Origin of the sequence: Pseudomonas sp. NMI760_13 (genome assembly GCF_021283245.1) — a bacterium.
GTDB classification, from domain to species: Bacteria; Pseudomonadota; Gammaproteobacteria; order Pseudomonadales; family Pseudomonadaceae; genus Aquipseudomonas; species Aquipseudomonas peradeniyensis.
The window spans coordinates 243,479-259,186 of the sequence record NZ_JAJSRC010000005.1; the positions used below are offsets into that span (position 1 = coordinate 243,479).

General features: G+C 60.8%; 8 protein-coding genes and 1 pseudogene. 2 read left to right on the forward strand and 7 right to left on the reverse strand.

Features of this window, described 5'->3' with window-relative positions:
• Positions 1 to 698 precede the first annotated feature (698 nt).
• The 6 genes and pseudogenes from LU671_RS07965 to LU671_RS07990 all read right to left on the reverse strand — a co-directional run bounded on the left by LU671_RS07965 (position 699) and on the right by LU671_RS07990 (position 12,972).
• Positions 699 to 1,007, reverse strand: coding sequence for a hypothetical protein (locus LU671_RS07965; protein ID WP_232855363.1), 309 nt, complete (start codon positions 1,005 to 1,007; stop codon positions 699 to 701).
• A 199-nt stretch (positions 1,008 to 1,206) separates the two neighbouring features.
• Positions 1,207 to 2,748: a catalase KatB gene (katB, locus tag LU671_RS07970; RefSeq protein ID WP_232855364.1), complete on the reverse strand. Its 1,542-nt coding sequence runs from the start codon at positions 2,746 to 2,748 to the stop codon at positions 1,207 to 1,209.
• A gap of 488 nt (positions 2,749 to 3,236) precedes the next feature.
• A pseudogene (locus LU671_RS07975) lies at positions 3,237 to 3,380 on the reverse strand (IS5/IS1182 family transposase); the annotation flags it as partial.
• A gap of 17 nt (positions 3,381 to 3,397) precedes the next feature.
• Entirely contained in the window at positions 3,398 to 11,146 is a 7,749-nt protein-coding gene (locus LU671_RS07980; RefSeq protein WP_232855365.1) for an RHS repeat-associated core domain-containing protein, read from the reverse strand.
• A 129-nt stretch (positions 11,147 to 11,275) separates the two neighbouring features.
• Positions 11,276 to 11,689, reverse strand: coding sequence for an alternative ribosome rescue aminoacyl-tRNA hydrolase ArfB (arfB, locus tag LU671_RS07985; protein WP_203646975.1), 414 nt, complete (start codon positions 11,687 to 11,689; stop codon positions 11,276 to 11,278).
• A gap of 56 nt (positions 11,690 to 11,745) precedes the next feature.
• Complete coding sequence (locus LU671_RS07990; protein WP_232855366.1) at positions 11,746 to 12,972, reverse strand: NADH:flavin oxidoreductase/NADH oxidase family protein; 1,227 nt, start codon at positions 12,970 to 12,972, stop codon at positions 11,746 to 11,748.
• 206 nt (positions 12,973 to 13,178) lie between these two features.
• On the opposite strand from LU671_RS07990, the gene LU671_RS07995 reads away from it, so the two are divergent.
• The gene (locus LU671_RS07995; RefSeq protein ID WP_232855383.1) at positions 13,179 to 14,132 is read left to right on the forward strand and encodes an acetoacetate decarboxylase (ADC); all 954 of its coding nucleotides are present in this window, start codon (positions 13,179 to 13,181) and stop codon (positions 14,130 to 14,132) included.
• 118 nt (positions 14,133 to 14,250) lie between these two features.
• Here the strand turns inward: LU671_RS07995 and LU671_RS08000 are convergent, their stop codons facing one another.
• A complete protein-coding gene (locus LU671_RS08000; RefSeq protein ID WP_232855367.1) occupies positions 14,251 to 14,691 on the reverse strand; it encodes a MerR family transcriptional regulator in 441 nt (146 codons plus the stop codon).
• A gap of 116 nt (positions 14,692 to 14,807) precedes the next feature.
• Here LU671_RS08000 and LU671_RS08005 point away from each other — a divergent pair, with 116 nt between their 5' ends.
• On the forward strand, positions 14,808 to 15,638 hold the full coding sequence (locus tag LU671_RS08005) for an alpha/beta fold hydrolase (protein WP_232855368.1): 831 nt from the start codon (positions 14,808 to 14,810) through the stop codon (positions 15,636 to 15,638).
• Positions 15,639 to 15,708: the final 70 nt, after the last annotated feature.

Genomic DNA, 15,708 nt, shown 5'->3' on the forward strand with positions numbered 1-15,708 from the left:
TGCAACTGTTCCTTGCATTGAAGTCAGCAAAATGCGCAATCCGATATATGGAGTTACGACTCTGCTCTTCATCATTAATCCAAGCGTGGATCATCAGTGCAAAAAAAAGCTGTGCCGCCGCACTGATTATGATAGTTACAATAATCGCAACACCATCCCTGGAGCCTGAAAAACTATCGCGCCCCAGCCAAGCGACTATAATCAGGAGCACAGAAATTGCCACAACAAACCAAAAAAACATCCCAAGCGTCTGAAGCGCGGTCACCGCCAACAACGTCATCGGGAAAACCGAAGCATCCACATGAAATATGTCATTGATGGCGATGGCCGCATTGGATTTCGCCAAGAACGCCACATACGAAAAAATCGCCAGCCAGGCCACGAGTGACGCACGCAGTTCTACCAGGTTTCTCAGGACGGTCGTTTCCAATGTCGCGATGAAAACATAGACTCCCAAGAACACGAACACTGCCATCAGACCAAAACCAAGATCCGGATGCCCTTCGTTAACCGACATGAATGCAGCGAAAAGACTCAGAGCGGCAATACAGGAGATCACCAATAAGATGCGCCTGATTACACTAATTTTTCGCCCCTCGAAATCAATATTATCAGCCCGTAGAGCTCTTTCGATTTTTTCCATGGCGTTACGCTTTCCCTCTACTCGGCTGCACCTTGTATCACTGAGACATTGGCAACTAACGCTTCAAGACCTTACTGATATCCACCAGCTTCTTCCCATTGCTTTTGGCGAGTTCGTACATTTCGGTCACCAGCCTATTAACCTCTTCAATCAGTTCGATCCGTTCGCTCTTTGAAGTACTTTTTTTGATGGAATTCAGGCGATTGGTGATAATGCGCTTTCTGCCCAGCAGGCTGTAGTCATTCACGCTACCGTAAATCTCCAAGTAGTCATAGCTCGGAAATTTTTCGGCAATTTCAGAAATATTTACTCCACTCTCCAAAAGTTGATTCATTTCCTTGAGATCATGGGCGGCAATTGTCATTTGGTTCACGTTTCCTTACAAGAATGAAGTCTGCGCTCGCTGAGCCAGACAGACTATTGTCAACAACTGCAGAAAGGTGACACTCTTTAGCCATCATCACAACCTCGGGCGCGATATTGGGGGAGAAACGGATTTATCCATGACGCGCCCGGCTTCGCGGGTGCTCGCGGATAAACCCGCTCCTGCAGATCCGCGCCGCTCAGTCCTTGAGCTTCGCCGCCAACTCCCGGACCCGCTCGAGGTCGGCCTTGGCCACCTTGGCCAGGCCGGTGCCGTAGTCCGCATCCGCCTTGTAGAAGAACGACAGCATGATGTAGCGGCTCTGCTCGTCCGCCGTCGCCAGGGCCTGGCCGAGGCTGTTGATCAGGTCGGTCTGGTCCTTCTTGCCGTAGGAACGGAACAGCTCGCCCGCCTGCTTGAAGTTCTGCTCGCGCTGGATCTTCGCCTGCTGGGTGCTGCCGCTCAGCGGGGTCTGCACGTACCGCGCGTCGGCCTGCTCGTCACGCGGCTGGCGGCGGCTCGGCTGGTAGTTCACGCCGCTGTCGGTGTGCCCGGCGTTCATCGCGCCATCCTGGTTGACGGTGTTGACCTCAGCCCGCGGGCGGTTCACCGGCAGGCTCAGGCCATTGGCGCCGACCCGGTACATCTGGGTATCGGCGTAGGCGAACAGGCGCCCCTGGAGCAGGCGATCCTCGGACGGTTCGATACCTGGTACCAGGTTCGACGGCGCCATGGCCACCTGCTCGGTCTCCTGGAAGAAGTTGTCGACGTTGCGCTCGAGCACCATCTGGCCGATCTTGCGCTCCGGCACGTCGGGCCAGATCTTGGTTGCGTCCAGCGGGTCGAAGTCGAACTTGGCCAGCTCCTCGGGCTTGAGCACCTGGATGTACAGGTCCCATTTCGGCAGCTTGCCCTGGTTGATCGCGCTGACCAGGTCGTGGGTCATGTGGCTATAGTCGCGGCCCTGGACCTGGGCGACCTGTTTCGGGTCGAGGTTCTTCTGCCCTTGCAGACTCTTCCAGTGGAACTTCACGTAGTGCACCTGGCCCTTGGCGTTGACCAGCTTGTAGGCGTGCACGCTGTTGCCGTCCATCTCGCGGTAGCTGGCCGGCGTGCCTTCGTTGGAGTACAGCAGGGTCAGGGTGCGGGTGGCTTCCGGTACATGGGAGAAGAAATCGAAGCGGCGCGAATCGTCATCGGGGTTGCTGCGCGGGTCCGGCTTGAAGGCGTGGACCATGTCCGGGAACTTGATCGCGTCGCGGATGAAGAAGGTCGGGAAGTTGTTGCCGACCAGGTCCCAGTTGCCATCAGCGGTGTAGAACTTGGTGGCGAAACCGCGCGGATCACGCAGGGTTTCCGGCGAGTGGTTGCCGTGCACCACCGAGGAAAAGCGCACGAATACCGGGGTCTTCTCGCCGGGGCGGAACACCTTGGCCATGCTCAGGTCGCTGATGTCGGCACTGGCGGTGAACTGGCCATGGGCGCCGGTGCCGCGGGCGTGCACCACGCGCTCGGGGATGCGTTCACGGTCGAAGCGCTGCAGCTTCTGCAGCAGTTGCACGTCCTGCAACAGCACCGAGCCGTTGGGGCCGGCTGTCTGCGAGTTCTGGTTGTCGCCGACCGGCGCGCCGTTGTCACGGGTCAGGGTGGCGGCCTGCACGGATAGCGACAGCAGACTGGCGGCAAGGCTGCCCGCCACCAGCAGGCGACCGGGTTGGAACAGCTTGAGCAAAGGGATCATGGGGTACTCCTAAGGGTTCTTTCAGGCGTCTTGATGCGCCTCGAAAAGGGTAAGGAGCCCGTGACCGATCGCTAAATTGATCCTGCTCATCAGTGCAATTGGTAATTTCAATCCTGTTTTTTATTCATGAATGCTATAGGCAAGCAAAGCTGTCCTAGGGTCTGTACGAAATGTGTCTGCTCGAAGGCCAGACAAGGCGAAACGGGGGGAGGAAGCGGAGTGTACTGGAGTACATGAGCATTCCGAGCCCCGTTTCAACGCAGTATGGGCGAGTGCAGATACATTTCGTACAGAGCCTAGTGTCCTGTCTCGGAAATACGTTCTCTTTTGGCGAGTGGCTTGGGTGTTCGGGCAAGACGCCGCGACAAGTCATAGCAGGGCTATGGCGAGGAGTGGCAACGCCGGCCGGGCGCCCAAGACGCCGCCAAAAGTGAACAGCCTATTTCCGAGACAGGACACTAGCATTGAGCCCAAGCTCACTAGGTGTTCATGCCGAAGAAGTACTGGTTACCCTTCTTCGTTTTATGCATTTCAGGATCGCGCTTGCCTTGCTTGCTCTTGGTCGAACTGGGTGCGTGGACGATAGTGGCGTCGACAATAGTGCCCTGGCGCAACGACAGGCCCAGTCGTCCACTCAGCACCCTGTTTGCTAAAGGACCCTCACGACTGAACTAATCCGATTACGGCCACCGCCCTGCTCATCTTCCGCACCCACAAATACTGAGACCACCTCACTATAGTCCATTACATTATCTGCCCACTCAGCGACCTCTGCGACAAGCCTAACCATTCTGGGCTGCTGCTGAGTTGCACGACTATAAAAATTCGCACTCCAGCCAGTAATCACATGGAACTTGTTACCGCTGGCCACCTTCAGCAATAGATCTTTTTTGACCACCGTGTATTGACGGGTTGCCAGTTCCCCCAATCCATCGAACACCTCTGTTTTAACAGCCTGAGCAGTTGCTTCCGCTGCCTCCTGCGCCAACTTGACAGCTTTACGACTGCTAATAAACATCTGCCGCGCTACCGCGAAGCCATAGCGCTTTATATTCCAAGCTATATTCAAACCCGCCCGCAACGCTTGCGGTGCACTCTTTACCACACGCACTGCAAAGCTGGCGGCCGACTTCAGAAAACGCGCGCTTTGTTTGAAGACACCGGTGAAATTACCGATGGACAACAACCCAGTCACAGCCGAGGCGATCGACAACTTCTTGGCCAGCTCAGGGTTGCTGTCCTCGACCACCACGGAGGCAACCTCCAGCCCCAGCGACGCGACACTCAATGCCGTGAGCGCGGCAAACACCAGCATCGATGCAGTGCCACCCGTCAAGATCGAAGCCCCGATGCCAATCACTGTCATTGCGGCAGAGAAGGCAATGCCACGCCAGCGACTGCCTACCGGGAAGGGCTGGGTATCGCGCAGGCTTTGCTGCAGGCTGGCCAGCATCTGCGACTGGCCCCAGCGACTGATCATGATCGCGCCACTCGGGTCGTGCAGGTTCACCGGGTCCGGGCAATGCCCGTAGTCGTTGATACCGCCCTCGCCGAACGGGCTCAACCAGTCTGGCTGGGTGTGACGGTACACGTTCGGGTCATAGCAGCGGTAGCCGTTGCCGGCGTGATAACTGCCGGTCACCGGATCGCGGCGCATGCCGTTGTAGCCTGAGCTGATGGCGGTCGTGACCTTTCCCTCACCGAACGGCAACAACGGCGTCAACTGCAGCGTCGCGTTCTTGTAGTAACCGGCGACACCGCACTGTGGGTCGTCGATCAGCCAGTTGACGTCGTTGCCTTCATACTCCGCCAACCCTGGGTTGATGCTGCGTTGGCGGCTTAGTGCGCCATCGGCAGCGAACCAGTCTTCGCCGATCAATGTGTCACCGGCGTAGCGTAACTCACAGGTACTCTTGTCCTTGTCCACGTATTGCGCGGCCAGACGCTGGTAACCATCGTAGGCGTAGCTCGTTTGTACAGTGGCGTCGCTTACCTGAGTCAGTTGCCCGCCGGCGTTGTAGGTGAGCTTGCGGGCTTTGCCATCCTCGGTCAGGTAGCCGTTGCCGTTGTGCTTCACTTCCACGGCCTGTTTATCGGTAGTGACGGTCTTCAGTCGTGTAGGGTTGCTGCCATCGTAGGCAAACGCCTGGCTTCGCGTTTTGCCGTCACTGTAGGTGGTGACACACACTTGCAGATTGCTCAGTGCATCCCAGGTGAAACGCTGCGCCTTGACCGGCTTGCCCTGCTCATCGCACGGGCAGTGCTTGCTGTCTTCGACATCGCAGGTGTAGTCGACCAAACGGTTCAGCGCGTCGTATGCAAAGCGTTCACTGCGCACCCGCTTCCCGGCCTCCTCGCTGTGCTTGGCGAGCAATTGGCCGTCCCCGCGCCATTCCAGCTGTTGGGCGAACACGGCCTGGCCGTTGTGGCTGAAGGTGCGCAGGCTTTCCTGGCCGAACACGTCGTGTTCGCTAGCCACCTGCCACTGTGCGCCCGAGCGATTGCCGTGTACCCGGCGCTCCACCAGGCGGCCATGTTCGTCATGGCGGTACAGCACGTCCTCATGGTCATGCCAACTGCGCAGCAGGCGTCCTTGATGGTCTGAGAATACCCGCTGCCAGTGCCCGTCAGCCCGAAGCGTGGCGACCGTCTGGCCGCGCAGCGATTGCCAGATGTAGCCACGGGTGGAACTGCGCGGCGTGGTTTCATCGAGCTGTTGCTTGCCAGGCAGCGGGCTGACGGTCAGGCTGTGCTGCCAGCGGCCGACCTTGAGATCGCTACCCTGTACAGCGCCGCTGCCGCTGGCCAAGGTCGTGACCGAGCCACTGCGGCTGATGCTGGACAGGTTCAGGGTACCCGCCTGGTAGTCGCCTCCGTTGCCCGTTTCGGCCAGTGTCAATGGGGTACTGTCCGGAAGGATTACGTTGTCGCCCTGGAACTTGTATTCGCGGGTGCCGACCTTGCGTGTGCTCAGGGTTGAAATATCTTTGACTGTCTGGGTGGCGACGATCTGGCCAGCAGTAGCGGCCTCGCCATTATCGAACACCCTCAACTCGGTTACGTGGGTGCTCATCGCGTGGTAGGTGCGCTGCACGACGCTTCCATCCGGGCGGGTCTGGTGGGTCACACGGCCAAGGCCATCCCGCTTTAACAGGTGCTTGCGCGCCATGCCATCGACGGTTTGCGTGAGCTCGATCAACCGACCGTTGGCATCGAACTCACGGACGACATCAGCCCTGGCGACACCGGTGGTGCTGCACAGGGTTTCGCTGCGCTTCAGATGACCATTGGCGAGGGTTTCGAGGGTGCTGGTGCTGCGTAGCAACGTCTGCCCCCCAAGGCCCTGCTCGACCGTACCGGCGGTGTCCAACCGGTCGCGGCTCCAAACTTGCCGCCCGGGTATTTGCACCTGCTGCAAGGGCTCACAGAGCGCCAGGCCGCCGGGCAGGTAATCCCACTGCTGATCCACCACCTCGTCGTCATCGCCGGTACCGCGCAGGTCCTTGCGGCTGAAGGGAATGAATGGGGAGTTGCCTGAGCGCCGCCACTCGCTGCGCACCACCCGCTGCAGGCCGTCGAGCCAATCGCGTTGCTCACTACCGTTGTGGGAAGTTGTCAATGCACACAAGCTGCCCTGCTCGATGGCGTAGCTTGTGGTCACGACGCTTTCCGGGACGGTTTCACCATTGGCCTTGAAGCGGTAGCGTTGTTGTTTGATCACCCGGCCGAGGCCGTCGTGTTCAAACTCGGTTTGCACGCCGTCGACAGTTTTGCTCAGGCAACGGCGGCTGAAGCGTGAGCGGGTCTCGCGGCTGACTTCCTGGGTACCTGCCACGGTGCTGACACGCGTGGTGACCTGCAGGCCAGCAGCGGTAGGGTTGTCCTCGAACGCCTGTACGGTGGTCATCTTCACACGCTGGTCGCCCAGTACGGTGGACTGCTCATCGGTGATGGACCAGACCAGCACCTTGCCCTCATTAGGGGTCTTGGGGCCCGGTTCACTGCTCGAAGTGCTGCGTACCCGCCAGAGAATCTGCTCGTCTGGATTGGCCAGCGCCCAAACCACCGTCGCGTCCAGACGATCACCGGTCAGCGTGGCCTTGATGCCTTCCAGGGTCACTATGCTGGTCGCTTCCAGCAGCTGGCGGGCATTACGGGTGACTGACCGGTAGCCGTAGAGCGTCAAGCCCAGCGGGTTGCCTTGGGCATCGCACTGGTACTCGGCCATGAGGGGGGGCGTCGCCCCTTCAGGCACAGCGGGGCAGGACAAGGCAGGGAAGTCTGTGAAACCACTGACCAATGCGCTGGGCGTAAGAGGGTTGGTACCGCTTGCGGTGGCAGGATAATAGCAGCGGTAAATGGCGATATTGTCGGCAGTTGTCAGTTTCTGAACGGTGTGATCTGCACTGTATTCGATCTGTTGTTTGAGTACATTGAAGCAACCTGGAGCAGCATCATTGTGGGCTAATGGAAGCAAGCTTTTGGCCAGGTTGGCATCCATGAATTGACCACCACGGAGAAACTCAACATACGCGTGATCCCCTCCTTTACCCCATGATGGATTATCAGCCACGCAAAGAATGCGCCCTACGGCCCTCAACAATTGATAAGTGGCCACTGCGAATTGCATTTTTTCAACGCTCACCCGCTTAGCCACATCCCATCCATTTAAAACGGTGAGTAACTTGCTTTCTTCACACGCGTCCAGCCGCTGCAGGCAGCACTCAACGGCCAACACTGCAACAAGAAGCTTGATATCCCTTGCGATATGATTTTGATCAAACCTTTCCTTCATCAAGGTAACGAGGGCCGCCTCTGTAAGAAACGCCTCATAGAAAGGTTTAGCCTCAGCCCCAGCCTTAGCCCAAGCCTTAAACTCAGCCTCAGCCCCAGCCTCAGCCCCAGCCTTAGCCCAAGCCTTAAACTCAGCCTCAGCCTCAGCATCAGTCTCAGTCCTAGTCCTAGCCCAAGCCCAAGCCCAAGCCTTAGCACAAGTCATAGCCTCATCCTCAGCCCTAGCCCTAGCCTCAGCCCAAGCATCATCCCAAGCGTCATCCCAAACCTTAGCCCTAACCACACGCGCCCAATCCTGCGCCCGCGCCCGCTTCCACTCCTGCGCCTGCTCCCGATCAGTATTAGATTGGTAATACTTAGACTCACTGCTTAAAATTTCATGAGCCGCCCCCAAGCTCATGGTACAACTCACTAACTCACCGTTTGATTCATTTCCGCACTGACCATTGATCTCAACACAACCCCCAACCGATCGGATGCCGACCAGCATCTCGCCATTTTTTCCGTACTGTTTAAACTCACGTATTTTCTGACTGTGCGAAACCACGTCATAGGATGCACCGCCCTCAACATAACTCCCCGCATAGCTAAAGTCAGTCACCACATTCTCCGCCCCGCCCCCTGGTATCAATAGGTGGCAGGTCACCCTGGGCAACGCCGGCCGCCCATCCTTGAACGTCACTGCCTTCGCTTCATAGTTCACCCGCTCCACCGAGCCATCGAGTTCCCGCAAGCGGTAAAGCACCCGATCAAGCGTCGGATCATCTTCATAGTCACAGTCGACCTGCTGCAACGGGTTGAGCGCAGTTTTATCACCATGGGTACGTGTGAAAGTCCTGAGCAAATGATCATTCAGGATCAGCGTGACCCGGGATTTTTCCAGGTCGCTGGAGGGCCAGACATTCATCTCCACCTGGGCGGCCGTGTAACTGGCGTTGAACAGTTCGACATCACCACTCTTGACCTGGCGTAACAGAAACTGCCCCGCCTTGCGCTGCCAGCTCAAGTCCAACGTTTCACCATAAGGCGAAACGACAGTTGAAGGCAGTAACTGCACAGAGGTCCGTTGGTAGTACGCAATCCGCTCGTCCAGTTCCTTGGTTTTATCACGCCACTTTTCCAAGGCCTCGGCGTAGTCGCCAGCGGCAGCGCCGGAGTAACCCGTCGAACAGAGGATCGCCAACGCCCACTGGGTCCAATGGGATGGTTTGGCGGGGAACTCAGGCTTGGATTTGGCCTTGATCGCTTGGAGCAAGCGGAGGATCTCCTTGCGGAACTCATCATTATGTTCGGCCGTATCGCTGCCTGGAGCGGCGGGTTCGCTGAGGATCTCCTGGCGCCCACTGGGCAGGTCGAGCGTGAAGACGTTGCGTTGCTTGTTGCTGCTTATGAAACAGGCCTTCTTGGCCAGGCGGGTACCCTTGGCCAGGGCCTCCCACTCCTTATCGGTAAAGGTGATGGTCATGCCGTCCGCCAGGGTCAGCCGCCGCTCACGGGTTTCCAGGCTGGCGAAGCGCCAGGCCCAGCCATCACCCAACCCGGCCTCGTTGCCGCGCAGGGCCGAGTAATGCAGGGTCAACTCGCAGACCGGGCCACGCCCGCCAAGGCCTTGTAGCGTCGCCACCGGGTAGTGGGCATGGAACAGCCCGGTGCGCGGGTCGACTCCCGTATCGCTGGCGCCACCGGCGTCGAACACCTCAGAACCGAGGGTATTACCGTAATCCTCGCACAGCGGGCTACTAGGTACGTAGGCAGGTCGGGCTGCGGGAGGATTGAAAGGAACGACTGCCACGTTCTGCCAGAGGTAATCCTCGCCGATGTACCCCACATGGCCGACGGTCAGTCGGGTTGCGTCGCGACAGCTCTCTGGGTAATCCAGCACCAACTTGATAGCGATGCGATTACGACCCTCGCCCCAAGTCACCGAATCGCTCGTGAGCGACTGCACAGCGTAGCCGCTGGGGTTTCTAGCTCCTCTTACATTGAAATACCTGTCGTCTGTTTCCGGATAGCATTCCGCTACTCGGTAGCCCTTTTTGCGGGCCTGCTCGCTGAGGCGAAACACCAGTTCATGCGAACAGCCGGTGATGTACAGCAGCGCGCCATCCTTCGGGTAATCATCCCTGACAGTGACCTGATATCTCGGGGGCACGGTTGGAGCGCTACCTGACAAGGCATCAGTTTCCAACAGGTACTTACCCAACTGACCATCTGACCACTTGCCACTGTCCCCCAGGTTCTCCAGCTCAACCAACAACCCACCAAACCGTGGCTGCCACAACCGCCAAGCCCCCTGCCTCGACTCACCACTCTCCAGCTTGCCATCGTCCCCTTCACGCCCCACCCGCAGCTCGGGCCACGGCTGTTTGCCAATGGCTTGCCCCAGCGCAGCTTCCCACGCGGCCTGGTCAGCCAGATCCTTGGCCAGAAACACCGTATGCCCCAGCAGCTGCTTGCTAAACGGATGCCGCACCGTCACCAGCACCGCATCGTTGGCCGTGCCCCACGCCGAATCCAGCCGCGGCCCGGCCACCCAGTTGTCACTGGCCGGCAACGAGGTGAACACCCGCAGGCCTTCACCACGCTGCCACAGGGTCAGTTGCTTGGCCTTGGCCACCCCGCTGGCGGCGGGTCTCGGCGCTGCCACGCTGGCGCACAGCCATTGGCCCACGGTCGAGGTGTTGAGCGCCTTCGCCCAGTCCTCCAGCCATTTACCCGCCGCACACTGGGCCTCTGTCGGTTCCCAGCTGAAACTGTCCATCAGCTTATGGGAATAGGCATCGTAGACCCACGCCTGGACCGCCTGCCCGGCACTCAGCGCTTCACCACCCTGCACCTCCTGGCTCGCCCACCAGTTCACTTCGTTCAGGGTCACGCTCAAGCCGGCGCACTGCGCCACCCAGAAAGCATTACCCTCGGCGGCCGGAGTGATGGCGCAGGTAGCAGTATCCAGCACGCCCGCCCGCACCAACCGGCTGTCCCGGTTCAGCTGCTCGCACAATGCCTTGAACCAGGCCTTGCCGGCCTGATTGCTGGTCGGGGTGAAAACATGGTGCTCGTACAGGTGCTGGGTGTTGAGGTCACGTACCTGCAGACACAGGCTCTGCCCGCTGGCCAGCACGTAATCGTCATCGCAGGCCAGCGCCTGCACCAGGTTGTTGGCAAACGGCGCGGTGCTGAACGCGCGGTAGAGGTTGCGGCACCACAGCCGCAAGTCCACCGTACCCTCGCAGGTCAACCCGCCATTCGCGTTCCAGCCGCCAGCGCTGATGCCCTTGCCCTGGGCGACGATAAAGCTGGCGAACGCCTGCGGCCACTGGTCGGCCTTCAGCGCCCCGGCAACCGCGGTGTAGTCGAACCGCTGCAACTCGCCGTCGCGTTCGCGCACCAGGCAGGCGCTGATCACCTCGCCCTCGACCAGGTCGCGTCCGGCACGGATCGGGCACAGGGTGTGCCAGCCCTTTTCCAGCGTGCCCAGGCGCTCAAGCTCGAAGCCTGTCATGTCCGGCAGGTAGCCATCGGGCTGGGTGGTGACTTTAAACGGTACCGCAGAAGACGAAACGTTTTGTGGCGAGGGAGCAGAGGCGGTGTTTGCACTGGCCATTACGGTTCTCCTTGAATGTTCAGGCGAGAAAGACCGGTGCCAGACAGCGAACAGAAGCACCAAAGTTCATTCGATGCTTTATTTACTAGGGCTAGCGAAAGAGGCACAACTGACATAAATGCCAGGTCTCTAGAAATCCACCTTGCCGCGCCCCGCCTTGATCGTCCCACGCCTGGACTTCGAGTCGAGGCGGCGGGTCTTTGAACCGAGGGTCGGCTTGGTCGGCCTGCGCTTCTTCTCGACCTTGCCGGCGCCGATGATCAGCTCGGCCAGACGCTCCAGCGCGTCCAGGCGGTTCTGCTCCTGGGTGCGGTACTGCTGAGCCTTGATGATCAGCACGCCGTCAGCGGTAATGCGGCTGTCGCGCAGCGCCAGCAACCGCTCCTTGTAGAACGCGGGCAGCGACGAGGCCGGGATGTCGAAGCGCAGGTGCACGGCGCTGGAGACCTTGTTGACGTTCTGCCCGCCGGCGCCCTGGGCGCGGATGTAGGTCAGTTCGATCTCGGCATCCGGCAGATGCACGTTGTTGGAGATGGTCAGCATGGTGCGCCTCTTGTGATAGCGCGGCCATTATCGCATCTCCTTGGCGTCCCGGGGTGTCAGGCCTGCGCCATGCGCCGCCGGTACTGCCTGGCGCGCACGGCGTCGGTCCATTGCTGGCGCAGCAAAGCCCACAATGGCGATACCCCGGGCTCGGGCGCCTTGGCCTCGCTCAGCCTGCGCAGCTGGAACTTGACCATGGCCATGTTGCCCAGCGAAGCCAGCGCCTTGTTCTTCCAGGTGATCGGGCGCAGTTCCGGCACCACCGTCTCCCCCGCCTGCCAGGCGCGGGGCAAGGCCGGCGCGATGGCCAGGGCGGTGCCGATGCCGACCATCTCGACGCCGCTCTGCACCACCTGCTCGGCGACCGGTCGACGGCGGATGCCGCCGGTGACCATCACCGGCATCTTCGCCACCGTGCGGATGTCCCGGGCGAACTCCAGGAAGTACGCTTCACGCGCAAGCGTGCGGCCATCCCGGGCCTGGCCCTGCATCGCCGGCGCCTCGTAGCTGCCACCGGACAGTTCCACCAGGTCGACCGCCAGCTCATTGAGCAGGCATACCACCTGCCGGGCATCGTCGGCGCTGAAGCCGCCACGCTGGAAGTCCGCCGAGTTGAGCTTGACCGCCACGGCGAAGCCGGGCGACACCACCGCGCGCACCGCCTTGACGATCTCCAGCAGCAGCCGCGCGCGGTTGTCCAGGGAACCGCCCCACTGGTCGGTGCGCTGGTTGCTCAGCGGCGAAAGGAACTGGCTGAGCAGGTAGCCATGGGCCGCATGGATCTGCACGCCGCTGAAGCCGGCCTGTTCGGCAAGCCGCGCGGAGCTGGCGAAGCGCCGGATCACCTCGTCGATCACCTCGGCAGGCATCGCCCGCGGGGTGGCGAAATGCCTGGACATGTTGCCCAGGTCCAGCGCCACGGCCGAGGGTGCCCAGGTCTGCTGCCCGAGGCTCGCCGGCATCTGCCGGCCGGGGTGGTTGATCTGCAACCAGAACTGCGCCCCCTTCGAGCGGCCAATGGCGGCCCACTGGCGAAAACGCTCCAGGTGCCGGTCATCTTCCAGCACCACGCCGCCGGGGCCGGTCATGGCGCGCTGGTCGACCATGACGTTGCCGCTGATGAGCAGACCGGCGCCGCCCTGCGCCCAGGCCTGGTACAGGCGCATCAGCCGGTCCGAAGGGGCATGGTCGGCATCGGCCATGTTTTCCTCCATGGCGGCCTTGGCGATGCGGTTGGGGACGACCGCGCCATTGGGCAGGGTCAGGGGGGAGAACACGTCCATCGGCAATACCTCGAAAAAGTGGCGTGCCGCAGACGTTAGCCTTGAAGTCAACTTTAAGGTCAAGCCCTGGGTTGGCGAAAATTTGATCATTGACTCTCAAGTTGGGTTGAACGTTAGGGTGATTGCGCAGCGACAGCCCTTACCCCCCCTGGAGATACCGCACCGTGAAACTCGCAAGCGCAACCGCCTTGGCCGGCGCCCTGCTGATGCCCGTCACCCACGCCGCCAATGGCCTCCCTGAACACGCCGAAACCACGCAGATCGACATCGCAGGGCTCTCGGTGCCAGTGCTCAAGGGCGGGCTGTACGACCGTTACCGTTCCAACCCGCCGCTGGCCGTGATCCAGGCCGAGGCGCCGGGCATCGACCTGAGCTGGTTCAAGGGCCTGGAGAAGACCCGGGTCGACATGGGCTTTACCTCCTACTCGCCGAACTTCTACTACAGGAACAGCCGCGTCACCGCCGTCTATACCGCCGACCTCGACCGCCTGCGCGCCCTGATGCCCGCCGAAGTGCTGGAACAAGTGCAACCGTTACAGGTGTGGCCGGAGCGCGGGCTGGTGGCGTTTACCGCCTACACCTACGACTACTGCGACAACGACAGCTACAACGAGATCGCCCTGTCGATCATTACCAGCAAGCCCGGCAAGGCGAATCTCGGGCCTTTCTCCCTGGTCGGCCAGTCGATGGCCAAGGATTTCTGGGGTTATGTGCTCAAGCTGCCGGTCAATACCGAGCTGGCGCGGGTGCGCGGCGTGGTGGGCTACAACCTGCCCAAGTGGCTGACCGCGATCGACCGCCGCGAGGATGCGCGCGCCGTGACCTACGACATCGGCGACGCGCAGAGCGGCAAGGTGGACGTGATCTTCAGGGCGAAGAAGCTCGAGGGGCTGTCCGCTGAACCAGGCCTGGTGACCAACAGTTTCACCAACCTCGACCACCAGGGCCGGCTGGCCTACGGCTACGCCACCTCGCGCCAGACCCTGCATGCCTCGAGCATGAGCGGGGATTCGGCGCAGCTGGTGCTTGGGGATGGCGAGCTGTCGCGCTATATCCGCGATCTGCAGCTGGGACGGATGGTCAAGTACGAGTATGTGCCTGAGTTCCAGAGCGCGCTGTATGCGCCCAGGCCGCTGGCGGCGCTGGGCTCGAGCGACTGAGACGGAACTGACGGTGCTCGATTCCTGTAGGAGCGGGCTTGCCCCGCGATGAGGCCGGCCATGACTATGCAGTGGCATGGCACCGGCCGAGGCCGGTGTTCGCGGGGCAAGCCCGCTCCTACAAGTCAGTAGCTCGCCGGGCCTTGTCCTGGGCAAGCTCCTCGCGCAACCGCTCCAGCACCCGCTGCGAGTTGTCCACGCAGGGCATGCCTTCAGGCTTGCTCTCGATCCCCTCGATCACCAGCAGCAACTGCGCCTTGTTGCGCGCCAGGCGCTCCTGCAGCCGCTCGATCTCCTCGACCTTGCGCCTGAGCCCGCCGAGCAGTTCGTCATGCTGCCAGCCCTTGCTCTTGGCAGGCAGCAACTGGCGGATCTCCTCCAGCGAGAACCCGGCAGCCTGGGCGTTGGTGATCATTTCCAGCACCCACACCGCGTCGGCGTCGTAGTCGCGATAGCCATTGGCCTTGCGTTCGACCGAGCTGATCAGCCCGCTGGCTTCGTAGAAGCGGATACGCGACGCGGCCAGCCCGGTAAGTTTGGCCAACTCTCCTATTCTCATCCGGCACCTTTGAAATTGCATTGACCTTCAAGCGCACTTTAATCCTAGTGTTGTCCGGTGGCCAGTGAACCATCACCGGCCTGCCCGCTCCACACCCTAGAGACAGGAGAAGCGAAATGGGATACGTCACAAGCAAAGACGGTGTCGAAATCTTCTACAAGGACTGGGGACCCCGTAACGCCCAGGTGATCTTCTTCCACCACGGCTGGCCACTGAGCGCCGACGACTGGGATGCCCAGCTGCTGTTCTTCGTCGCCGAAGGCTATCGCGTGGTCGCCCATGACCGCCGTGGCCACGGCCGTTCGAGCCAGGTCTGGGATGGCCACGACATGGACCACTACGCCGACGATGTGGCCGCCGTGGTCAAGCACCTGGGCGTCGAGGGTGCGGTCCATGTCGGCCACTCCACCGGCGGTGGCGAGGTGATCCACTACATGGCCCGCCATCCCGAAGACAAGGTGCCCAAGGCCGCGATCATCGCCGCGGTTCCGCCGCTGATGGTCAAGACCGACGGCAACCCCGGCGGGCTGCCCAAGTCGGTGTTCGATGATCTGCAGGCCCAGCTGAAAGCCAGCCGGGCGCAGTTCTACCACAATATCCCGGCGGGGCCGTTCTACGGTTACAACCGCCCCGGGGCCAAGGCGGACCAGGGGGTGATCCTCAACTGGTGGCGCCAGGGCATGATGGGCGGCGCCCAGGCACACTACGACGGCATCGTCGCGTTCTCCCAGACCGACTTCACCGAGTCGCTGAAGAAAGTGACCGTCCCGGTGCTGGTGATGCATGGCGACGACGACCAGATCGTGCCCTACGAGAACTCGGGGCCGCTGTCGGCCAAGCTGCTGCCCAAGGGCATCCTGAAGACCTACAAGGGCTACCCCCACGGCATGCCGACCACCCACGCCGACGTGATCAACAAGGACCTGCTGGCATTCTTGCGCAGTTGAGATACCCGTCGGGGGCCGCCGCGCCCCCGACGAGTACTTGATCGAGTAACAACTTTAAAACTTTTTACAT